Origin of the sequence: Collinsella sp. AF19-1LB (genome assembly GCF_003459655.1) — a bacterium.
Classification (GTDB): domain Bacteria; phylum Actinomycetota; class Coriobacteriia; order Coriobacteriales; family Coriobacteriaceae; genus Collinsella.
Genome location: NZ_QRWO01000028.1, coordinates 1 through 20,043, shown reverse-complemented (window position 1 = coordinate 20,043; position 20,043 = coordinate 1). Strand labels below are relative to the sequence as shown.

General features: G+C 63.9%; 22 protein-coding genes. 3 read left to right on the top strand and 19 right to left on the bottom strand.

Annotated elements, in window-relative coordinates; genetic code table 11:
• Window positions 1-42: 42 nt before the first annotated feature.
• Genes mazG through larC form a run of 3 tightly spaced genes read right to left on the bottom strand, consistent with a single transcriptional unit; the run spans window position 43 to window position 1,995 of the window.
• On the bottom strand, window positions 43-903 hold the full coding sequence (mazG, locus tag DWX39_RS08715; protein ID WP_117759432.1) for a nucleoside triphosphate pyrophosphohydrolase: 861 nt from the start codon (window positions 901-903) through the stop codon (window positions 43-45).
• Window positions 904-905: 2 nt separating this feature from the next.
• Window positions 906-1,454, bottom strand: a complete 549-nt coding sequence (gene yfcE / locus DWX39_RS08710; RefSeq protein ID WP_117759430.1) for a phosphodiesterase — start codon at window positions 1,452-1,454, stop codon at window positions 906-908.
• 55 nt (window positions 1,455-1,509) lie between these two features.
• Entirely contained in the window at window positions 1,510-1,995 is a 486-nt protein-coding gene (larC, locus tag DWX39_RS08705) for a nickel insertion protein (protein ID WP_117759428.1), read from the bottom strand.
• A 384-nt stretch (window positions 1,996-2,379) separates the two neighbouring features.
• On the opposite strand from larC, the gene DWX39_RS08700 reads away from it, so the two are divergent.
• The 3 genes from DWX39_RS08700 to DWX39_RS08690 all read left to right on the top strand — a co-directional run bounded on the left by DWX39_RS08700 (window position 2,380) and on the right by DWX39_RS08690 (window position 7,406).
• Window positions 2,380-5,955 carry an ATP-binding cassette domain-containing protein gene (locus DWX39_RS08700; protein WP_117759426.1) on the top strand — a complete coding sequence of 1,192 codons (3,576 nt, stop codon included), beginning with the start codon at window positions 2,380-2,382 and terminating at the stop codon, window positions 5,953-5,955.
• A complete protein-coding gene (locus DWX39_RS08695) occupies window positions 5,956-6,375 on the top strand; it encodes a nitrous oxide-stimulated promoter family protein (protein WP_117654881.1) in 420 nt (139 codons plus the stop codon).
• A 119-nt stretch (window positions 6,376-6,494) separates the two neighbouring features.
• A complete protein-coding gene (locus tag DWX39_RS08690; RefSeq protein ID WP_117759424.1) occupies window positions 6,495-7,406 on the top strand; it encodes a PHP domain-containing protein in 912 nt (303 codons plus the stop codon).
• A 27-nt stretch (window positions 7,407-7,433) separates the two neighbouring features.
• On the opposite strand, the gene hisE is transcribed toward DWX39_RS08690, so the two are convergent.
• The 16 genes from hisE to DWX39_RS08610 all read right to left on the bottom strand — a co-directional run.
• A complete protein-coding gene (gene hisE, locus DWX39_RS08685; protein ID WP_117583614.1) occupies window positions 7,434-7,751 on the bottom strand; it encodes a phosphoribosyl-ATP diphosphatase in 318 nt (105 codons plus the stop codon).
• A gap of 15 nt (window positions 7,752-7,766) precedes the next feature.
• Window positions 7,767-7,994: a hypothetical protein gene (locus DWX39_RS08680; protein WP_117759422.1), complete on the bottom strand. Its 228-nt coding sequence runs from the start codon at window positions 7,992-7,994 to the stop codon at window positions 7,767-7,769.
• The gene (gene hisI / locus DWX39_RS08675) at window positions 7,994-8,332 is read right to left on the bottom strand and encodes a phosphoribosyl-AMP cyclohydrolase (RefSeq protein WP_117759420.1); all 339 of its coding nucleotides are present in this window, start codon (window positions 8,330-8,332) and stop codon (window positions 7,994-7,996) included. Before hisI ends, DWX39_RS08680 begins: the two co-directional genes overlap by 1 nt.
• 147 nt (window positions 8,333-8,479) lie before the next feature.
• Window positions 8,480-9,262 carry an imidazole glycerol phosphate synthase subunit HisF gene (hisF, locus tag DWX39_RS08670; protein WP_117759418.1) on the bottom strand — a complete coding sequence of 261 codons (783 nt, stop codon included), beginning with the start codon at window positions 9,260-9,262 and terminating at the stop codon, window positions 8,480-8,482.
• Window positions 9,263-9,265: 3 nt separating this feature from the next.
• Window positions 9,266-10,009, bottom strand: coding sequence for a HisA/HisF-related TIM barrel protein (locus DWX39_RS08665; protein WP_117759416.1), 744 nt, complete (start codon window positions 10,007-10,009; stop codon window positions 9,266-9,268).
• Window positions 10,006-10,707 carry an imidazole glycerol phosphate synthase subunit HisH gene (locus tag DWX39_RS08660; RefSeq protein WP_118334194.1) on the bottom strand — a complete coding sequence of 234 codons (702 nt, stop codon included), beginning with the start codon at window positions 10,705-10,707 and terminating at the stop codon, window positions 10,006-10,008. Before DWX39_RS08660 ends, DWX39_RS08665 begins: the two co-directional genes overlap by 4 nt.
• A 79-nt stretch (window positions 10,708-10,786) precedes the next feature.
• Window positions 10,787-11,374 carry an imidazoleglycerol-phosphate dehydratase HisB gene (hisB, locus tag DWX39_RS08655; protein WP_117757617.1) on the bottom strand — a complete coding sequence of 196 codons (588 nt, stop codon included), beginning with the start codon at window positions 11,372-11,374 and terminating at the stop codon, window positions 10,787-10,789.
• Complete coding sequence (hisC, locus tag DWX39_RS08650) at window positions 11,375-12,490, bottom strand: histidinol-phosphate transaminase (RefSeq protein WP_199411482.1); 1,116 nt, start codon at window positions 12,488-12,490, stop codon at window positions 11,375-11,377.
• Window position 12,491: 1 nt separating this feature from the next.
• Window positions 12,492-13,928 (bottom strand): histidinol dehydrogenase, encoded by a 1,437-nt coding sequence (hisD, locus tag DWX39_RS08645; protein WP_117759412.1) that lies wholly within the window; start codon window positions 13,926-13,928, stop codon window positions 12,492-12,494.
• A gap of 105 nt (window positions 13,929-14,033) precedes the next feature.
• Entirely contained in the window at window positions 14,034-15,749 is a 1,716-nt protein-coding gene (gene hisG / locus DWX39_RS08640; protein WP_117759410.1) for an ATP phosphoribosyltransferase, read from the bottom strand.
• Window positions 15,750-15,918: 169 nt separating this feature from the next.
• On the bottom strand, window positions 15,919-16,755 hold the full coding sequence (locus DWX39_RS08635; protein WP_117759408.1) for a sugar phosphate isomerase/epimerase: 837 nt from the start codon (window positions 16,753-16,755) through the stop codon (window positions 15,919-15,921).
• Between the two features lie 83 nt (window positions 16,756-16,838).
• Window positions 16,839-17,675 carry a PTS system mannose/fructose/sorbose family transporter subunit IID gene (locus DWX39_RS08630; protein WP_117759406.1) on the bottom strand — a complete coding sequence of 279 codons (837 nt, stop codon included), beginning with the start codon at window positions 17,673-17,675 and terminating at the stop codon, window positions 16,839-16,841.
• A complete protein-coding gene (locus DWX39_RS08625) occupies window positions 17,665-18,498 on the bottom strand; it encodes a PTS sugar transporter subunit IIC (RefSeq protein ID WP_199411481.1) in 834 nt (277 codons plus the stop codon). Before DWX39_RS08625 ends, DWX39_RS08630 begins: the two co-directional genes overlap by 11 nt.
• A complete protein-coding gene (locus DWX39_RS08620; protein ID WP_117759404.1) occupies window positions 18,464-18,934 on the bottom strand; it encodes a PTS sugar transporter subunit IIB in 471 nt (156 codons plus the stop codon). Before DWX39_RS08620 ends, DWX39_RS08625 begins: the two co-directional genes overlap by 35 nt.
• 16 nt (window positions 18,935-18,950) lie before the next feature.
• Window positions 18,951-19,367, bottom strand: coding sequence for a PTS sugar transporter subunit IIA (locus DWX39_RS08615; RefSeq protein ID WP_117757609.1), 417 nt, complete (start codon window positions 19,365-19,367; stop codon window positions 18,951-18,953).
• Window positions 19,368-19,461: 94 nt separating this feature from the next.
• Window positions 19,462-20,043 (bottom strand): SIS domain-containing protein (locus DWX39_RS08610; protein WP_369832169.1); only part of this gene is annotated, 582 nt, incomplete at its 5' end.

The following is a 20,043-nucleotide window of genomic DNA, read 5'->3' as shown; positions in this document are numbered from 1 at the left end:
GGCGGGAACGATAAGGCATGTCAGCCCGTCGTTCCCGCAGTCTTACTCCTCTGCCTTTGCGGCATCCCAGAGGTCATTGAGGCCGTGGGTCGAAAGCTCGGCAAGATCCACGTGGGCGTCGGCCGCCATCTCCTCCATCGCGGCCCAACGGTGGCGGAACTTTGCCGTGCTCGCGCGCAGAGCACTCTCGGCGTCTATGCCCTCCTTGCGCGCAACGTTGACCAGGGCAAAGAGCAGGTCGCCAAACTCCATCTCGCGCTCGGGCGAGCCGGGAGTCTCGGCCTCAAACTCGACGCGCTCCTCGGCGACCTCGTCCCACACGTCCTGGACTGTCTCCCACTCAAAGCCCACGGCAGCCGCCTTGCGCGACACCTTCTGAGCCTGCATCAGCGCCGGCAGATGCGTGGGCACGCCGTCGAGCAGGCCCTCGGGCGCAGCCTCGCCCGCTGCCACGGCCTTGTCCCTTGCAGCCTTCTCGGCAAGCTTAACCTCGTCCCAGATCTTGAGCACCTCATCGGAGCTCTCGGCGTCCGCATCGCCAAACACGTGCGGATGACGACGGATGAGCTTGGCGTCGATATCGCGTGCCACATCGGCAAGTGTAAACTCGCCGGCGTCCGCCGCAATCTGCGCATGCAGTACCACCTGCATGAGCACGTCGCCCAGCTCCTCGCGCAGATGCGCCACGTCGTCCGCCTCGATGCAATCGAGCGCCTCGTAGGCCTCCTCGATCATGTTCTTGCCAATGCTGCGGTGCGTCTGCTCGCGGTCCCACGGGCAGCCGTCGGGCTGACGCAGGCGCCAGATGGTCTGCACCAGATGCTGCAGCTCGGCCGACACATCTACCAGCGTCGACAGGTCGCGCGAACCCTCGGCATTTTGCTGAGCCATATGCTCGGACATGGTTACTCCTCCTCCAGGATCACGTGGCGGAACGCGCCGCCCTCGTAGATACCGTAGCTGTGCGTGCCGTCTTTGGGAATGCTCACGCTACCGGGATTGAAGAGCCACAGGCCCGGGTGCGTCGCGCTCGCTTCGTTGACCTTAATGTGCGTATGGCCGTAGACGAGCGCGGAGCCCTCGGGCAGCGCGGGCGCGTGGTCGACGCTGTTGTGCATGCCGGCGCCAAAGACGTGGCCGTGCGTCAGGAACAGCTCGCGGCCGGTCTCGTCGAACAGCGTGGCGTAGTCGGCCATGACGGGAAAGTCGAGGACCATCTGGTCGACCTCGGCGTCACAGTTACCGCGCACCGCGATGATGCGGTCGGCCAGAGCGTTGAGCAGCGGAATCACACGCTTGGGGGCATAGTCGCGCGGCAGGTCGTTGCGCGGGCCGTGGTAGAGCAGGTCGCCCAGCAGAACGATGCGGCCGGGCTGCTCGGATTCGATGGCGGCGCACAGGCGCTCTGTCCAGTATGCCGAGCCGTGAATGTCGGAGGCGATGAGGTATTTCATGGTGGTCCTTTCGGGTGGGGTTGATGGGGCTGGACGTGGCGTGCCACCGGCCGCGTTACTCAAATCGCAGTGCCGAGGCTTGTGCCGCCTGCATCACGCGCTGGAGCGGCACGTCGCACTCACGGGCAAGGCGGGCGCAGTCCTCGTACTCGGGCGCCGCGCGCTCGCTGCCGTCGGGCAGGGTGGCCACTTTAACGGACACCTCGCCCCATGGCGTCGCTACGCGCTCAAAGCGGCGTGGCAGGCAAACACGCTCCATAACCTGGCGGCGGATGCCATTGGTCGTGGTTTCCAAAAAGATAATCGTCTGTAGACGTTCGATATCCTCATGCGAGCAGATCACCTGCAGCTGCCAGCCGGGACGGCCTTTCTTGCAATAAACGGGCAGCCAGTGCACCTCGCGGGCGCCCGCCTCGCGCAGGCGGTCGGCGGCATAGGCGAGTACCTCGGGCGACGCATCGTCGATGTCGCACTCCAGCTTGACGATAGTTTCGGGTGCATCGGTCTCGCGAGACAGCGGGGATGTACTATCGCATTGCATACGGTCCGGATCCTTTCCGCGCGGGCTCGTTTTATTCACCCAAACGCTAGCACATCGGACGTGGCACAGGCGTGACTTTCGTCCGTCGCCGCCCTCGCCCCTATCCAAACGTGTACGTCAGCCTCCAAACATGTCATTTTTTGCAGCTTTTGGAGGCTGACGTACACGTTTTGGAGCGGGGCCGCACACGATCAGAATTGCGCCCGCACTCCGTCCACCACAAAGTTCGCCGCACTCAACTATTTTGAACTTTCTACGCAGTTCATCGGCCAAAAAATAGCCCTCGGCATACTTACCCGCTGCACGATGTTACTCTAGTTGCATTTGGCTAACTAAGCGGCTGCCGAGAACCCCGCCCGGCACCGTTACGGTATAGGAGGTTTCATGTTCGAGAAGCGGCTCTTCTCCCTGGTTCCGCAGGCAACGCCCCACATTATGGCAAGCGTCCTGTTTAAGTGGATCGCGCTCATGGCAAACATCACGGTGATGTGGGTGCTTGCGCGCATCTTGGGCGGCATCGTCACGGACGGTCTTTCCGCCGCGCTCGCCGTCGACGCCCTCGCACAGGCGGCCTTGCCGCTCGCCGCCGCCACCATCGTGCGCGCCGTCTCCATCTACCTGGCCCAACGCGCCGGCGACAAGGCCGCGTTCGAGGCCGTCCGCCGCGTGCGCTCGCTCGTCTACGACAAGCTCACCGCACTCGGCCCCTCCTACACCGAGACCGTCCCCACCGCCGAGGCCGTCCAGACCAGCGTCGAGGGCGCCACGCAACTCCAGGTGTACTTTGGCGGCTACCTGCCGCAGCTCTTCTTTGCGGGCTTGGCACCCATCACGCTGTTTGCACTGCTCGTGGGCCAGGCGGGTCTTCCCGCCGCGCTGCTGCTCGCCTGCGTTCCGGTCATCCCCGTCTCCATTATGATGGTCATGCGCAACGCCAAAAAGATCGGTGCCGAGTACTGGGGCAGCTATGTCGATCTTGGCGGCATGTTCCTGGAGGCCGTGCAGGGTCTCACCACCCTTAAGGTCTACCAGGCCGATCGCAGCTGGCACGAGCGTATCAACACCGAGTCCGAGCGTTTCCGCACGGCGACCATGCGCCTGCTGGTGATGCAGCTGCGCTCCATTTGCGTTATGGACCTGGTCGTCTATATGGGCGCCGCGCTCGGCATTATCGTAGCCACGCTGCAGCTCGCCACGGGCAAGATTGGCTTTGAGGCTGCCTTCCTCATCGTCTTTCTGTCACAGGAGTTCTTTTTGCCCATGCGCCGCCTGGGATCGCTGTTCCACACGGCCATGAACGGCATGGCCGCCTCGCGCCGCATGTTTGGCATTTTGGATACGCCCGAGCCCGAGCGCGGCGATGTTGAGCTTGACGGTCGCGGCGATATCGAGCTCGCGGGCGTGAGCTATGCATACGGCGACCGCACGGTGCTGGACAGCGCCAGCGCGACCATTGCGCACGGCTCGCTCGTGGCACTCGTGGGCGAAAGCGGCGGCGGCAAGTCCACGATCGCGGGGATTATCGCGGGCCGCAAGGGTGCCTACCGTGGCAGCGTTCGCATCGGCGGCGTCGAGCTGCGCGACGCCACGGCCGCCTCACTCATGCGCGCCGTCACCCTGGTGCCCACCAACGGTCACCTGTTTGCCGGCACCCTGCGCGACAACCTGCTGCTCGCCCAGCCCAGCGCCACCGATACCGAGCTTTTGCGCGCACTCGACCGCACGCGCGTGGCGGCCTTTGTGCAGGCCAACGGCGGGCTCGACATGGTGATTAACGAGGGCGGCACCAACCTTTCGGGCGGTCAGCGCCAGCGCGTGTGCATGGCCCGCGCCCTGCTGCACGACTCGCCGATCTATGTGTTTGACGAGGCGACGAGCAATGTGGACGCCGCAAGCGAAGCCGCAATCGGCGAGGTCATTGCATCGCTCGCCGGCGGGCACACCGCAATCGTGGTGGCACACCGCCTGTCGACGATCGTAGGCGCCGATCAGATCCTGGTGCTGGAGCGTGGCCGTATTGCCGAGCACGGGACTCACGGCGAGCTCTTGGCCACCGCGGGCGCCTATGCGCGCATGTGGAACAGCCAGGAGCAGCTCTCGGCATATGCGTATGCGGAGGATGATGCCGAGGACGTCGAAGATGCCGGCGCGGTTGAGGCTGTTGACGGCAGCGCTGCCTGTACCGATGGCCTCAACGGTGCTAGCTCGTCTTCCGCTGCCGCGGCGCTTGACTCCGGCCGCGTCCGTCGCTCGGCGCCGTCCATCATGTGGCGCATGATGGGGCTCGTCCGACCGCTTGCCGGCTGGCTTGTGCTAGCCGTCGCGCTAGGCAGCATTGGTATGCTCACCGCCGCGTTCGTGCCGGCCTTTGGCGCCCTTGGCCTTATGGCCGCGCTGGGCCGCAACGCCTTGGGGCTTGGTCTTATCGCAGCATGCGCGGCCTGTGCCGCCTGCGGCATCGCACGCGGGCCGCTCCACTACGGCGAGCAGCTCTGCAACCATTACATCGCATTCCGTCTGCTCGCACACATTCGCAACCTGGTGTTTGGTGCCCTGCGCCAGCTCGCCCCCGCCAAGCTCGAGGGCCGTGGCAAGGGCGAGCTCGTGAGCCTGGTCACCTCGGATATCGAGCTGCTCGAGGTCTTCTACGCGCACACCATCTCGCCCATTGCAATCGCTCTGGTCTGCACCGTTGTGTTTGAGGGCTTTTTGCTGGCTGTGAGCCCCGAGCTCGCGGGCATCGCGCTCGTGGCCTACGCGGTCCTGGGCGTGCTACTGCCCCTGACCTCGGCCAAGGCATGCGGCACCACCGGCCGCCAGAGCCGCGAGGGCGCCGGTAAGCTGGGCGCCTATGTGCTCGACAGTCTACGCGGCGCGTCCGAGACTATCCAGTTCGCCGGTGGCGCCGATCGCAGCCGTGCCCTGGCCAAGCTGACCGAGCAAGTCGGCGCCGTGGACGCGCGCCTCAAGCGCCGCCAGGCGGCCAGCGAGGCCGTAGCCGATGCGCTTATTCTTGCGGCCAATCTGGTGATGCTCGGGCATGCGCTGCAGCTGGTGGCTGCGGGAACGATTGATTTTGCCGCAGCGTTTGTCGCCGTCTTTACCTTTGTGTCGTCGTTTGGTTCGGTAATGGCCGTGAGCCGCCTGGGCGCCTCACTGCAGGAGACGCTCGCTTCGGGCGCACGCGTGCTCGATTTGCTCGACGAGCGGCCCCAGTGCGCCGAGGTCGCCGATGGACAGGACGTTGAGTTTGCCGGCGCCGCAGCCGAGCATGTGAGCTTTAGCTATGCGGGCGGCGTGGACGCGGGCGGTGCCGGCGCCACAGAGCAGGTCGCGAACGACGCCGCTGCGAATCTCATCCTCGACGACGTGACCTGCACCTTTGCGCCCGGTACCATGACCTGCATCATGGGGCGCTCGGGCTCGGGCAAGTCGACGCTGCTTAAGCTGCTCATGCGCTTTTGGGACCCCGCAGCCGGCACCATCACGGTGAGCGGTGTCGATGCCCGCCACATCAACACGGCGAGCCTGCGCAGCCACGAGGCCTATATGACCCAGGACACACATCTGTTCTGCGGCACCGTACGCGAGAATCTGCTGGTCGCGCACGCCAACGCCACCAATGCCGAGCTGCTCGACGCTTGCCGCTCCGCTTCGCTTACCGCCCTCATCGACCGCCTGCCGCAGGGTCTCGACACCCCGGTTGCCGAGCTGGGCGACTCGCTCTCGGGCGGCGAGCGCCAACGCATCGGCCTTGCGCGCATCTTCCTCAACGACGCGCCTTTCATCTTGCTCGACGAGCCCACCAGCGCACTCGACGCCCTCAACGAGGCGTCCGTAATGCAGGCCGTTGACGAGCTCAAGCGCCGCGGCAAGACCATCGTACTCGTAAGCCACCGTGCCAGCACCTGCGCCTTTGCCGATTGCTCGCTTTCGGTCGAGCACGGGAGGCTGAGCTAGATGGCGCGCACCGCCGACACACCGGAGCTGGCACGCAAACGTGAGCGCGAGGCCCAAATGGTGTCGCAGATGATTGCGCTGTGGTGTCGTGGGCATCATGGCGGCGGGCATGCGGTCGAACAGGCTGGCGACGATGAGCCCGTGCGCGTGAAGCTCGGCCTTCGGACCATTACGCTCTGCCCCGAATGCGCCGAGCTGCAGAAATACGCCATCGCGCGCATTGAGCACTGCCCGCACATGGGCACCAAGACATTTTGCTCGGCCTGTCCTTCGCATTGCTACCGGCCTGCCATGCGCGAGAAGATCCGCGAGATCATGCGCTGGTCGGGACCGCGTATGATCCGCTATCGCCCCATCACCGCCGTAAGACACGCGATGGTAACGGTGCAGGCCAAACGCGTGGCGGCACGAAGCAAGTAGTCGCCGGCGCCGGCACGCGCCGCCTGCCCTTTCCAGTCGGTTTCGACTTGCAGCGTTCCCGCCGCGCCGAGGCTGCGCCATTACAATGAAGCGGATTCGCTTGACGCAAAGGAGTCACCATGCCCGCCTGCCCGCTGGTCGATTGCCATACTCATACCTCGTTCTCGGACGGGCACGCCTCGTTCGAGGACAACGTCCGTGCCGCTGCTGCCGCCGGCTGCCGCGTCATGGTCTCGACCGACCACCTTACCCTGCCCGCCAGTATGGATGCTAACTGCGAGGTGCAGGTCGTCGAGGGCGACTTGCCGGCACATCGTTTGTCCTTTGAGGACGCCCGCAAACTCGCCGCGCAGATTGCGCCGGAGCTCACCTTTATCTACGGTTTTGAATGCGATTGGTACGAGGGCTGCGAGCCCTTGGTAGAGCACTGGTCCCAGGGCGCCGTCGTACGTCTGGGCAGCGTGCACTGGATTGGCAACCCGGGCGATATTGCGGCAGGCGCCGCGGGCACGGCAGGGACAGAGGACGTCGCGCGCCCCGATACACCCGATTCCCTTTGCGGCTGGATCGACGACGATACCAACTTGCATGTTTGGGAAAACTTAGGCGTGCGCGGCGTGTGGGAGTGCTACGTCGACGACTGGTGCCGTGCTTGCGAAAGCTCACTCAACTTTGACGCGATGGCCCATCCCGACCTGGTCATGCGCTTTTCGAAGGACGGCTTTGCACCCGACTTTGACCCCGCGCCGTTTTGGGAGCAGATGGCCGAATGCGCCCACGATACGGGTCGCCGCGTTGAGGTCTCGACCGCCGCACCGCGCAAGGGGCTCGACGATTACTACCCCGCGACCGGGCTGTTGCGCCGCTTCGCCCATGCCGAGGTGCCCATCACCTTTGGCTCGGACGCGCACCGCGCCTGCGACATCTGCTGGAACATCCGCGAGGCCCAGGCCCACGCCTACGACTGCGGCTACCGGGCCTTCGATATCCCCCACCCCACCGGCGAATGGGAATCCACGCCCCTCGCCTAACTAGTCGTTTAAGAACGTCCCCAATGACTAGTGGCGGCGGGCGTTGAGTTCGCCGGCCAGTTCGTCGAGGGTGATGCCGTAGCGCTCGAGCGTCACGAGCAGGTGGTAGATCAGGTCGCCGGCCTCGTAGCGGATGTGATCGTGGTCGTTATCCTTGCAGGCCATGATCACCTCGCTCGCCTCCTCGGCAAGCTTCTTGAGAAGCTCGTCCTCGACGTCGGTCAGCAGACGGGCGGTGTAGCTCTCCTGTGGCGACGCATCGCGACGACCGTGAATCACCTCGGCCAGACCCGTCAGCGTCTCGCCGATATTTCCCGGCTGCACGTTAGCTGTTCTGACTCCCATGGTTATTTCCTCTCGTTACTGCAGCGTAAAGTAGGTACCGGTCTCATCGAACCGAGGCTTTGCGCCCTTTTTCTCAAAGAACTCGACGATGACGGCATGGGCCTCATTGAGCCTTTCCTTCTCGGCCTCGAGCCAAAGCGACTGCGCCCCGCAGGCATCAGTCAGGTGCACGCGGCATGGCACGCCCGCGCGGAGGAGCTCGGTGTTGCAGTCGGCGACCTCGAACGGCGTCACGGCTTTCATCACACTCCCCCTTCCACGCGCTTAAAGAAGCAGGTACGGTTGCCGGTATGGCAGGCCGGGCCCGGTGAGTCCACCTTGACCAGCAGCGTATCGCTATCGCAGTCGGCCCAGAGCTCCTTGACCTCCTGCATGTTGTCACTCGTCGCGCCCTTGTTCCAGAGCTCCTGACGGCTGCGACTCCAAAACCACGTGGTCCCGGTCTTGAGCGTCAGCCCCACCGATTCCTCGTTCATCCAAGCAACCATAAGCACCTCACCGGTGTCATGCTGCTGAACCACGCAAGGAATCAGCCCGCGGGCGTCGTATTTAAGCTCGGTAGCATTTATTACCTCAGTCATCATTTCTCCCAAGTAACAAACGAAATCCCACAGGTCGGCGAGGGTTGTCCAGGTGCCGCAGGTTGCCGCGAAAGAGGAGCGACGCGTACTTTGGTACGCGAGCGACGGTTTGAGCGGCAAGATGCGGTGCCTGGGCAAGCCGCAGCACTAGAAGTCCAGCCTCACAGGGATGCCTTGGCTGGCCATATACTCCTTCACCTGGCGAATGCTGAAAGTTCCAAAGTGAAAGACGCTGGCCGCCAGCACGGCATCGGCCTCGCCCTCGATCACGCCCTCGGCAAAATGCTCGAGCGTGCCCACGCCACCGCTCGCGATGACGGGAATCGGCACCGCACGCGCCACGGCGCGGGTGAGTGCCAGGTCAAAGCCGGCCTTGGTGCCGTCGCGGTCCATGCTGGTCAGCAAGATCTCGCCGGCGCCGCGGCGAGCCGCCTCCTCGGCCCACGCCACCGCGTCGATACCCGTGGCATTGCGGCCTCCCGCGGTAAAGACCTCCCACTTGTCGGCATCCGGCTGCCCAGGCAGGCCGACGCGCTTGGCATCGATCGCCACGACCACGGCCTGGCTGCCAAACGCCGCGGCAGCTTGGCTGATCAGCGACGGGTCGCGCACGGCGGCAGAGTTGAGCGATACCTTGTCGGCACCGGCCGCCACCATCGTTCGCATGCCCGCAAGGTCGCGAAAGCCACCGCCCACGGTGTAGGGAATGGCGAGCTCCTCGGCCGCATGCGCCGCCATCTCGATGGTCGTCGCACGGTTGTCGCTCGTGGCAGTGATGTCCAGGAACACGACCTCGTCCGCACCCTCGCGATCGTAGGCACGGGCAAGCTCCACCGGATCGCCCGCATCGCGCAGGCTCACAAAGTTGACGCCCTTGACCACGCGGCCGTCCTTAACGTCCAGGCAGGGAATGACGCGTTTGGTAAGCATGGGCTACTCCTCCCCTCGCGCGGCGGCCAACGCCTGTACCAGCGTAAAGTTGCCCTCGTAGAGCGCGCGACCGGTGATGGCGCCCTCAATAGCGCCCTCGCCCACCGCGGCCAGTGCGCGGATATCGTCGAGCGTCGAGATGCCGCCCGAAGCCACGACGGGAAAGCCCGCGACCTCGGCCACATGGCGATACGCCGCCACGTCGATGCCCGTCTGCATGCCATCGCGCGCGATGTCGGTATACACCAGATGCTTAAAGCCCAGCTCGGTGAGCTGCGCCACGGCGTCGTCGAGCGCCACACCCGCGCCGTCGCGCCAACCATTCACCTTGACCTGGCCGTCACGGGCGGCAATGTCTGCCACCAGTAACTCGCCAAAGCCTTGCGCCGCCACCTCGGCAAATCCCGGCTCGGTCACGAGCACCGTGCCTAGCGCGATGCGACGCGCGCCGTAGCCGGCCAGCTCGTCGATGCGCGCGAGCGAACGAACGCCGCCGCCCACGTCCGCGGACAGACCGTCGACGCCGCAGATGGCCTTAATCGCTGCCGAGTTGGCAGCGCGCGCGTCCTCGTCCTCGCCAAAGGCAGCGGACAGGTCGACGACGTGCACCCAGCTCGCGCCCTGCTCGGCAAAGGAGCGGGCAACGGCCACGGGGTCGTCAGAATACACCTTACAGCGGCTCCGGTCGCCGCGCTCCAGGCGCACGACCTTGCCGCCGATCAAATCGATTGCGGGAAACAGAATCATCGGCCGGCCCCCTCGACGATGCTCACGAAGTTCTTAAGGATGCGCTGACCCAGCGCAGAGGATTTCTCGGGATGGAACTGGCAGCCCCACACGTTGCCGTGGCGCACGATGCACGGGAAGCTCCGTGTATAGTGCGTGCGCGCCAACACATCGGCGGCATCGACGTCGTCGGCCACCGCGTAGCTGTGAGTGAAATACATGTTGGCGCCCTCGGCAAAACCGGCAAGCAACGGATCGGCCGCACCGGCGGGCGTCATGCGCACCTGGTCCCAGCCCACGTGCGGGACCTTCAGACGGCTCGACTCCAGGTGCGTGCACGAGCCACGCATGATGCCCAGGCCATCGACCCAGGGACCACCGGCCTGCTCGGAGGCATCGTCGTCCGCGTCCGCGTCCTCGTTCGCAGGCACGCCCTCGTTGCCGCGCTCAAAAAACAGCTGAAGGCCCAGGCAGATGCCGAGCAGCGGAGTTCCGGCGGCAACGGCATCGAGCACGGCCACCTCCTCGCCGCTCTGACGCATAAAGGCGATCGCGTCATAGAACGCACCCACGCCCGGGATGACCAGGCCGTCGGCGTTGCGGATCTGCTCCGGATCGTCCGACGTGCAGGCGGCAGCACCGGCGCGCGCAAGCCCGCGCACGACGCTCGACAAGTTGCCCTTGTGGTAGTCGACCACCACGATCTTCGGTTCGCCCACGCGACCCCTCCACTTCTCATCATCCAAAACCACCACAAAGAGGACAGGCATCTTCGTGGTGGTTTTACCCTTGTGACGGTTACAGCGAGCCCTTAGTGCTGGGGATACCCTGCACGCGGGGATCGAGTTCGCAGGCGCGGCGCATCGTGCGGCCCACTGCCTTAAAGGCGGCCTCGATAATGTGGTGCGAATTGCCGCCCGCCAGCTCGCGCACGTGCAGCGTGAGCTTGGCATCGCGCGCAAAGGCATAGAAGAACTCGACGGCCAGCTCGGTATCAAAGCTGCCCACGCGCTCAGTCGGCACGGGCAGCTCGCAATAGGCCTGCCCGCGACCCGAGATATCCACGGCGGCCATCACGAGTGTCTCGTCCATGGCGATCGCCGCGTCGGCAAAGCGCGTAATACCCGCCTTGTCGCCCAGCGCCTGGCAAAACGCCTCGCCCAGCACAATGCCCGTGTCCTCAACGGTGTGGTGCGCGTCGACCTCGACGTCGCCCACCGCATGCACCGTCAGATCGAACAGGCCATGGCGGCCAAAAGCGTTGAGCATGTGGTCGAAAAACGGCACTCCGGTCGAGATATCGCACACGCCAGATCCGTCCAGGTCGAGCTTTACGACAATGTCGGTCTCGCCCGTCTTGCGGGTTACCTCGGCATAGCGGTCCATCTACATCTCCTCCTTCACCAGCGCGGCAAACGCGGCCAGCACCTCGTCGTTTTCTTGCGGGGTACCCACGGTAATGCGCAGGCAGTCCGCGAGCCCCGGCGCGTAGCTAAAGTCGCGCACCAAAATTGAATACTCGTCGCGCAGACGCTCGCGCACGCGCGTGGCATGCGGCGTGCGCACGAGCACAAAGTTCGCCGCGCTCGGCCATACCTCCACGGGCAGGCCCTCGGCAGCCATTGCGCGCAGGGCGCACAGCTCGCGCTCGCGCTCGGATGCGACCTGTGCCACCACGGGCGCGTACGCATCGCGGGCACGCACGCAGGCAAGCGCCGCCGCCTGGCTCAGCACATTGACCGAATAGATCTGGCGAATCGCCGCGAACACGTCGATGACTTCGGGTGCCGCGATCACGTAACCCAGACGCGTACCGGCAGCGCCAAACGCCTTGGACAACGTATGCAGAATCACCAGGTTGGGATGCTCGGCGATAAGCCCCTGCGCCGTGGTGGCCGCGCCAAACGAATCGTCGGCAAACTCAACGTAGGCCTCGTCGACCATGACCATGCCGGGGCACGCATCGCACAGCGCCGCGACAAAGTCGAGCGGTGCCACGTCGCCCGTGGGGTTATTGGGCGAGGTCACGATGGCCAGGTTGCACTCGGGTGCCGCCGCAAGCACGGCTGCCTGGTCGAGCTCAAAGGTCGCCGGGTCGCGCCACACATCGCGCACCTCGGTCTGGCACAGAGACGCAAAGAAGGCATACTCGCTAAAGCACGGCGGGCAGTTGAGCAGGGTCCTCCCCGCGCCACCAAACGCCAGCAGATAGTTATAGAGCAGCTCGTCGCCGCCGTTTCCCACGCAGACATTCTCGCGCGCCACGCCATGCCAGGCAGCAAGCTCGTCGCGCAGGTCGTTCGACATGGGATCGGGATAGCGGTTGAGCGGCGTGGCAGCCAGGGCCGCATCAACCGCCTCGCGCACGCCGGCGGGCACGGGATAGGTGTTCTCGTTGGCCGAAAGATTGATGCGCGTGGGCGTAAAGTTAGGATCGTAGGGCTCAATACCGGTCAGGTAAGGCTGGACAAGCTCCTTCATGCGGGGCGTCAGCTCGGCCATATTAGGCCTCCCCGCCGGTCGCACCGGCGCCATCCGCGCCTGCAGCCGCCAGGTCCACGCCCTCGGCAACCGTCGCCACGGCGTCGCCCGGCCAGGCGACCTTGGTCAGGTCGGCCGCAGCCAGCGACTCGGCACTCACGGCATCCTCGCCCTGCTCCAGCACACGACGACGCAGTGCGGCCGAAAGCGCGTGCGCCCACAGGCCCTCGGCCTCGGCCAGACGCTGCGTAGCGGGAGCGTCGGAGAGCAGGCCCTCGGGCGTATAGCATATAACGCTCGAGCGCTTAACGAACTCTTCGACCGAAAGCGGGTTGGAGAACATGGCCGTGCCGCCGGTCGGCAACGTGTGGTTGGGACCGGCAACGTAATCGCCGAGCGGCTCGGAGCTCCAAGCGCCCACAAAGATGGCGCCGGCGTTGCGAATGCCGCCGAGCAGGCCCATCGCATCCTTGCAGTGCAGCTCAAGGTGCTCGGGCGCCACGGTGTTCACGGCCTCGACGGCGGCCGCCATGTCGGCGGCCACCACGATGGCGCCTTCGTTGTCGAGCGAGGCACGCGTGATCTCGGCACGCGGGGACTGTGCCACCAGGATGCCGATACCTGCCTCAACCTCACGCGCAAACTGCTCGTCGCAGGTCACCAGATAGCAGGCCGCCAGCGGATCATGCTCGGCCTGGGCCATCAGGTCGGCCGCGACCACCATGGGCTTGGCCGTGGCGTCGGCCAGCACGCAGACCTCGGAGGGACCGGCGACCATATCGATACCCACATCACCCGAGACAATCTGCTTGGCAGCGGCGACAAAGGCGTTACCCGGGCCGGTAATCTTGTCGACACGCGGAATGGTCTCGGTACCGTACGCCAGCGCGGCCACGGCCTGGGCGCCGCCCACCATATAGATTTCGTCCACGCCGCCGAGCTTGGCCGCCGCGAGCGTATAGGGGCTAATCAGACCATCTTTTTGCGGCGGGGTCACCATGACCACGCGCTCAACGCCGGCGACCTTGGCGGGAATGGCGTTCATAAGCACGGTGGAAGGGTACTGCGCGCGACCGCCCGGTACATAGATGCCGGCCGCCGCGAGCGGGGTCACCTTAACGCCGAGCATCGTGCCGTCCGGGCGCGTGGTAAACCAGCTCTGCTCGACCTCGCGCTGGTGGAACTCGCGAATCTGGCGTGCAGCCTTTTCGAGCGCCGCGACGAAAGCGGGATCGAGGCCTTCGAGCGCGGCATCGATCTGCTCTTGCGGCAGACGGAAGCTCTGCAGCTCAACGCCGTCAAAACGCTGACAGTAATCGCGCACCGCGGCATCGCCGTTGGCGCGCACGTTGGCCACGATATCGCGGGCGGCGTCGACGATGTTTTGCGGCAGCACGCCCTTGCGGTTGAGCTGGTTGGTAACGAGGCGCTCACCGGGAGCAAGCTTGATAGTCTTCATATCGGTATCCCCTATCGGTCGAGGTTGTGTTCGAAAAACGAGAGGCCGGGCGGCGGCGTCAGTCGGCCCGCCGCCCGGACGTTGGGGCGCCCGTGCGCGCTCGCGCTATTGTGCCGAGCCCGCGACGGGCTCAAAATGCTTGTCCTTCACGGCAGTCGCCAGGCGATCGGCCAGGTTGCGAACGCGCGGGTCCAGGCGCGCGGCGCCCGGGTTGACAAAGAAGCGGGCCGTGCAGTCCATGATGCGGCCGGTGATGACCAAGTCGTTGTCGCGTAGGGTGGCACCAGTGGCGGTAATGTCCACGATGCGATCGGTCATGCCGACGATGGGCCCCAGCTCAATATTGCCATGCAGCGAAACGATGTCGGCGTTCACGCCGCGCTCGGCATACCAGGCACTCGCGATGCGCGGGTATTTGGTTGCCACGCGAAGCGACCCGCGACGGGCATAGTTGCGCTCGGCCTGACCGGCGCGCCATGCGGGTTCCGCCTCGATAAAGGTGCACAGGCCGTAGCCCAGATCGACCAGCTGTAGCAGGTTGAGGTCGGCCTCGATGAGCGAGTCCCAGCCGCAGATGCCGCAGTCGGCACCGCCGCAGCCCACAAAGGCGGGCGCGTCGCTGGGACGCACGATGACAAACTCGATATCGCCGACCGCGCCCTCGCCGGCACGCGTGTCGCGGCCGCGCACGATCAGGTGACGGCCGGGGTCGCGCAGCTCCGAGACATCCAAGCCCGCGGCCTCGAGCACGTCGAGCGTGTCGGCCTTGAGCGAGCCCTTGGGCACGGCGATGCGAAGCGGGCCCTCGACGCCACGACCCACGGCGTGATCGCCATCGGAAGCGGCGTCCTCGGCCGAGGTGCGCGCGGCCTCCAGGCGCTCGAGCGAAAAGGCGAAGCCCGCCGCCGGCACCTCGATGCCGTCGCCAAATGCGCCGGTAAAGATGGAGTCATAGCGTCCGCCCGAACCGACCGGATCGGGCAAGCCGCCGGCATAGGCCTTAAAGACCAGGCCCGTGTAGTAATCGAAAGAGTTCATGATGGAGAAGTCGAACGACAGCACCTGGGCGTCCTCGGGTGCCAGGCCCTCGACCAGGGCACGCAGCTCGCGCGTCAGCGGCGCGACGATACCGGCGGCCTCCAGCAGCGCGTCCACGCGGTCGAGTACCTCGGCACCGCCGTGCAGACGCGGCAACTCGCTAATGGCGGCCTTGACGGCATCGGACTCGGCGCTTGCCGCCACGCGGGCATCGAGGCCCACAAAGTCGTTGGCGTGCACGCAGCGCAAGGCCTCGGCGGCCAGCTCGCGATCCTCGCACGCCGCGAGCAGCTCCTTAAACGGACGCACGCTACCTGCGATAATGCGCGCATCGGGCAGCGCCAGCTCGCGCACGGCCTCGGCCACGAGCGAGACAATCTCGACATCGCCCGCGGTATCGCCCGCACCGATAAGCTCAAAGCCCAGCTGCGTAAACTGACGCGAGCCACCGGCATTGCGCTGGCACTCGCGAACCACCGGCGCCTCATAGCGCAGGCGCAGGGGCAGGTCGGCCGCGCGCATGCGGGTCGAGACCAGACGCACGATCGGTAATGTGTTGTCGGGACGGACCACCAGCAGACGGCCATCATCGTCAAAAAGCTTAAACGGCGTGTCCGCGATGCGGCCGCCATCCTCGAGTGAACCCTTGTCCTCGAGCAGCGGCGTTTCGACCGGAAGGTAATGATGCTCCCTGAAGCAGCCCTTCACCGTATATGCGATCTCCTCGCGCGCCTGAGCCTCCTCGGGCAATATGTCCCGGAACCCCCACGGTGTGGCCGTCATCTGGTGAGCCTCCTCATGCTGTGTTTCATATAGAGCAGAAGACCGGCATAGCTCCGCCGGTCTTCTGGGTACTTTAGCATACTAGAGTGCTTGCGGGGAAAATCCGTCGCAACCGCTCACACCGTATTCATCTGGAAACATAGAGTAGGTTGCCGCAGCCCAACCCCACCTAGGCGCCAATCGCACGACGATACTCTGCCATTACCTGCGCATCGGCAGCTGCGGGGTCGGCAAAATAGCGCCCGTCATAGGTCTCGGCCGAAACAACTCCGCGATAGCCGCGCGCCACCAGCCTATCCAGGTCAGCGCGCATATCGCGGTCGCCGTCACCCCAGGCAAGATGCGTCGTGCCATCTGCCGCAACATCGACAAAATGCACGTGGGCGACATCATCGCCAAGCAGGTCGAAGTAATCGTCGATGGTATCCCCCGCCACCGCCATGGCGCCCATATCCAGACACGCCTTAAGTGCCGGATGATCAACTGCCTCGATCATGCGCTTCGTATCGGCCGCCGAGTTCACGATCATCGACTCAACCGGCTGTAGGGCCTCGAGCACCAGTCGCACGCCGCGCTCTCCCGCATGCTCGGCAATCGCACGCAGCATCGAGGCGCTGCGACCCCACGCATCCTCAATCGGCTCGTTCAAAAATGCCCAGCCGCTCGAGACCATGACCTGCTCGGCTCCAAGTTCCGCCGCGATATCCACAACGTTCTTAAAGTACGCGAGCGTGCGGGCACGCGCCTCATTCCCGCGCGCCGCGATATTCCACGGCTTGGGGTTGTTCTGTTCGGGACAAAGCCCCACAATCCGAACCCCATACCGCTGTGACAGCTCCCGCACCTGCTCGATCGAATCGTATCCATGGCAATCGACATACAGATGCATCGCCCCGGTCCAAAGCTCGCAACACGTGTAGCCCGAGGCCGCTGCCGAGGAAAAGAATTCCTCAAGGTCAAAATAACGATGGCTGATATTCATGACGGCAAGCTGCGGATACTCCATCTTGTCCACCTTTCGGCAAAAGGGCGCCGCAGCACAATGTGCGCGACGCCCCCTCTTATATTGTTTTAATTATGACGGATACCCTACTGGACACCAAGCACTCCAAAGAACGCGCCGGCGATACTCACGAGTAGGATCACGAGCATGATGAGCAGCGGATTCATCTTCTTCTTGAGCATGAGATAGACAATTCCAAACAGCCCCATCGTGACAAAGCCCGGGAAGATTCCGTTGAGCAGCTCGGCGAGCGTCTGAGCGCCATCGCCCGCGCCGACCATGAGCGGAATGTCCACGGTGACCATCTCCATGGTCATAGCGCCGATCACCATGGCGCCCATGATAGAGGCCATCTTGACGATCGTGTCCATAATGCCCGATTCCTGGACCTTGCTGATCATGTCCGAGCCAAAGCGATATCCCACAAACGTCAGCAGGTAACGGATGATGTAGTGGGGGACGTTGAACACGAGCAGGAACAAAATCGGGCCAAGAATAGAGCCCTGCAGCGCCAGCGACGTGCCGACACCCGTTGCCAAAATTCGCAGCGTACCCCAGTAGAAGGCATCGCCCACGCCGGACAGCGGTCCCATCAAAGCAAGCTTGACATTAGAGATCGCGCTCGTGTCAAAGTTATCTTCGGTGGCGTTGACTTCTTCCATTGCGGCAGCAATGGACATGGGGAGCGTCGAGATATACGGCGTGACGTTATAGAGCTCCATATGGCGCTTGAGTGCGGCCTTAAAGTCCGCATCCTGCGGATACAGCTTGCGAAGGATCGGCATAAGGGCCCACATAAAGCCGATATGGCCCATACGCTCGTAGTTCCAGGAATGCTCATAGGGAATCGAGCGCCAGAACAGCTTCTTAAGGTCTGCGCGGGAAATCAGCCCGTTGTAAGAAGACTCAAACTTAAAACTCATCAAACCCACTCCCAATCGCAGGATCCTCGGTTGCCGCTGCGGGCTGCTCCGCCTTTTTCTTGTCACCCAAAACCGTCATCGCGACGACGATAATCGCGGCAAAGATCGCCACGCCCGTCGTGCTAATGCCAAAGTAGGCGACGAGGAAGAAGCCGGCGAAGAAGAACGGAGCCACTGTTTTGTTCATAATCATCTGCGCCAGCATCGCAAAGCCGAGTGCGGGCAAGAAGGCGGCGGCGACATCCATGCCGGTCTGAACGAAATCGGGGATGATGTTGAGCAGGCTGGCAACAGCATCGGCGCCAAAGAAGAATGCCAGGGGAATGATCAGCAGGCCGCACCAGCTCTGCGCGTAACCGGCGATGAGCATGTTGCGCGTGATGGCCTTGGTGTCTCCGTCCTCGACGTTTTTGTCGATACGGTGCACCAGCAGCAGCATGACCGGCTGGCCCAGGGCCGTATCGAGCGCCAGGACGATCGTTGCGATGGGAATACCCAGGGTCAGGGCCGCCGAAGCGTCCGCGCCGGCCTGCATGGCAAGAGATACACCCAGGATAGTGCCGGAAATCGTATCGGGCGGGTTATAGGCGCCGACCGAGATGGCGCCGACCATGGCAAGCTCCATCGTGGCGCCCATAATGGTGCCGGTCACCACATCGCCCATGACAAGGCCGACCAACGGTCCGAGCACAATGGGGCGCTGAAGGTAACTCGTACCGGTCAGCCACTCGAATAGCCCAAAAGGGCAATCAGGAAAATCAGGATCGTCTTGATAACCATGACAGCCCCTAACCGATGACCTTTGCGGCGTCAGTCTTCGCATCCGCCGGAATCATCTGAATGAACAGCTCATAGCCCTCGCCGAGTAGCTCCTTCACGTAGGCCTCGTTCTCGGACGTAAGGAATACGCTCGTCGAGACCTGGCGGGCATCCTCGCTAAAGGCCACATTGCCGAGGTTGATCTTTTTGACGCCCATCGCCTTGGCGACGGCACCGGCCTGTTGGATCGTCTCGCAAACCACGAAGAGCTTGTACTTGTCGGTCACACCGCTCTGGAGCGCCTTGACGGCATCCTCGGTGTTTTTGACGACGACCTTGCATCCTTCGGGCTTTGCAAGGGACAGGGCCTGCAGACGAAGCTTGTCGTTGAGGACCGTGTCGCTCACTAACAGGATGCAGTCGGCACCCAGAGCCGAGGTCCAGCTAACGGCAACCTGGCCGTGAAGCAGTCGATAGTCCACGCGAATCATCTGAATCATGATGTGCTCCTAACGATTAAAACTCATCGAGTTCGGCCTGCCCCAGCAGGTCGTTGACGTACTTGACCTTGGTGTCGTCCGCCTCGACGATCTGGCGAATGGCCTCATCGATCGGGGTGGAGTCGGGCACGAACAGCAGCTGAATAAGGAGCGGCAGGTTCATATTGGTCACAAGGTGCGTGTTGGGGCGCGTCTGGACGATCTTGGTGAACTCGTTGTTGACGCTGCCGCCAAAGAGGTCGGTGCAAACGACGACCTCATCGTCCGCGGCAAAGTCGTCCAGAATCGCCGCAGCCTCCTTGACCAGGTCCTCGTTTCCGTCGACATACATAGACAGCGCATGGACGTTTTCGCGCTCGCCGGAAAGCAGGCCGATGCTCTCGACGATTCCAGACGCGAAATGAGCATGGGACGCCACGATAAACTGCCTCATTCGATTCCCCTTTCTTGCGAACTTCGGCATAAAAATGCCCGGACGCATGCGCCCGGGCAGGGTGCTTCTTGATCAGTAGCTAATTTGTCGCCGATTAGTAATCGAACTGGTGATAGTAGCGACGGTAGTTGAGGTTGTGCTTGGTGACCGTCTCGTAGTAAGCGGCAAGGCGATCGGTGATCAGCGAGGAGAGGATCCACGGAGACACGATGACGCGGAACTCGTCGTCAAGGCCGGGGATCGCGAACTCGGCGGTGTCGATGATGTTGATGTCGGTGTCGCCGGTCACGCCGCGGGTCAGGAACGCGCGGACGCGCTCGTCGAGCTTGCGGTTCTCGTCCTCGCCCATGAACAGGAACACGGGGACGCCGGGCTCCACGAGCTCGAGGGTGCCGTGGAAGAAGTCGGCCGAGGTGATGTAGCGGGTGCGCTTCCACTGCATCTCCTCCAGGATGCACATCGAGAACAGGATCGTCTCGCCCCACAGGGCGCCGGAGCCGATGAACATGGTGTAGGGGGCCAGGGCGTACTTCTTGGCGAGCTCCTCGGCGCGCGGCTCGAAGCTCTTGCGGATGTCGACCAGGTGGGTCCAAACGTCCTTGGTCTGCTCGATGAACTTATCGAACTTGGGGAAGCAGCCGCGGCGGTTGAGCAGGCGCAGGCCGAAGCAGTCGGC

Bases quoted from the DNA above. Each gene is read 5' to 3' on its own strand.
- yfcE (WP_117759430.1), bottom strand. From the start codon at position 1,454: ATGAAATACCTCATCGCCTCCGACATTCACGGCTCGGCATACTGGACA.
- DWX39_RS08635 (WP_117759408.1), bottom strand. From the start codon at position 16,755: ATGGAGTATCCGCAGCTTGCCGTCATGAATATCAGCCATCGTTATTTT.
- DWX39_RS08665 (WP_117759416.1), bottom strand. From the start codon at position 10,009: ATGATTCTGTTTCCCGCAATCGATTTGATCGGCGGCAAGGTCGTGCGC.
- DWX39_RS08625 (WP_199411481.1), bottom strand. From the start codon at position 18,498: ATGCGAAGACTGACGCCGCAAAGGTCATCGGTTAGGGGCTGTCATGGT.
- DWX39_RS08690 (WP_117759424.1), top strand. From the start codon at position 6,495: ATGCCCGCCTGCCCGCTGGTCGATTGCCATACTCATACCTCGTTCTCG.
- hisC (WP_199411482.1), bottom strand. From the start codon at position 12,490: ATGGCCGAGCTGACGCCCCGCATGAAGGAGCTTGTCCAGCCTTACCTG.
- mazG (WP_117759432.1), bottom strand. From the start codon at position 903: ATGTCCGAGCATATGGCTCAGCAAAATGCCGAGGGTTCGCGCGACCTG.
- hisG (WP_117759410.1), bottom strand. From the start codon at position 15,749: ATGACGGCCACACCGTGGGGGTTCCGGGACATATTGCCCGAGGAGGCT.
- DWX39_RS08615 (WP_117757609.1), bottom strand. From the start codon at position 19,367: ATGAGGCAGTTTATCGTGGCGTCCCATGCTCATTTCGCGTCTGGAATC.
- hisE (WP_117583614.1), bottom strand. From the start codon at position 7,751: ATGGGAGTCAGAACAGCTAACGTGCAGCCGGGAAATATCGGCGAGACG.
- DWX39_RS08620 (WP_117759404.1), bottom strand. From the start codon at position 18,934: ATGATTCAGATGATTCGCGTGGACTATCGACTGCTTCACGGCCAGGTT.
- hisF (WP_117759418.1), bottom strand. From the start codon at position 9,262: ATGCTTACCAAACGCGTCATTCCCTGCCTGGACGTTAAGGACGGCCGC.
- hisD (WP_117759412.1), bottom strand. From the start codon at position 13,928: ATGAAGACTATCAAGCTTGCTCCCGGTGAGCGCCTCGTTACCAACCAG.
- hisI (WP_117759420.1), bottom strand. From the start codon at position 8,332: ATGACTGAGGTAATAAATGCTACCGAGCTTAAATACGACGCCCGCGGG.
- DWX39_RS08630 (WP_117759406.1), bottom strand. From the start codon at position 17,675: ATGAGTTTTAAGTTTGAGTCTTCTTACAACGGGCTGATTTCCCGCGCA.
- hisB (WP_117757617.1), bottom strand. From the start codon at position 11,374: ATGGACCGCTATGCCGAGGTAACCCGCAAGACGGGCGAGACCGACATT.
- DWX39_RS08695 (WP_117654881.1), top strand. From the start codon at position 5,956: ATGGCGCGCACCGCCGACACACCGGAGCTGGCACGCAAACGTGAGCGC.
- larC (WP_117759428.1), bottom strand. From the start codon at position 1,995: ATGCAATGCGATAGTACATCCCCGCTGTCTCGCGAGACCGATGCACCC.
- DWX39_RS08700 (WP_117759426.1), top strand. From the start codon at position 2,380: ATGTTCGAGAAGCGGCTCTTCTCCCTGGTTCCGCAGGCAACGCCCCAC.
- DWX39_RS08680 (WP_117759422.1), bottom strand. From the start codon at position 7,994: ATGAAAGCCGTGACGCCGTTCGAGGTCGCCGACTGCAACACCGAGCTC.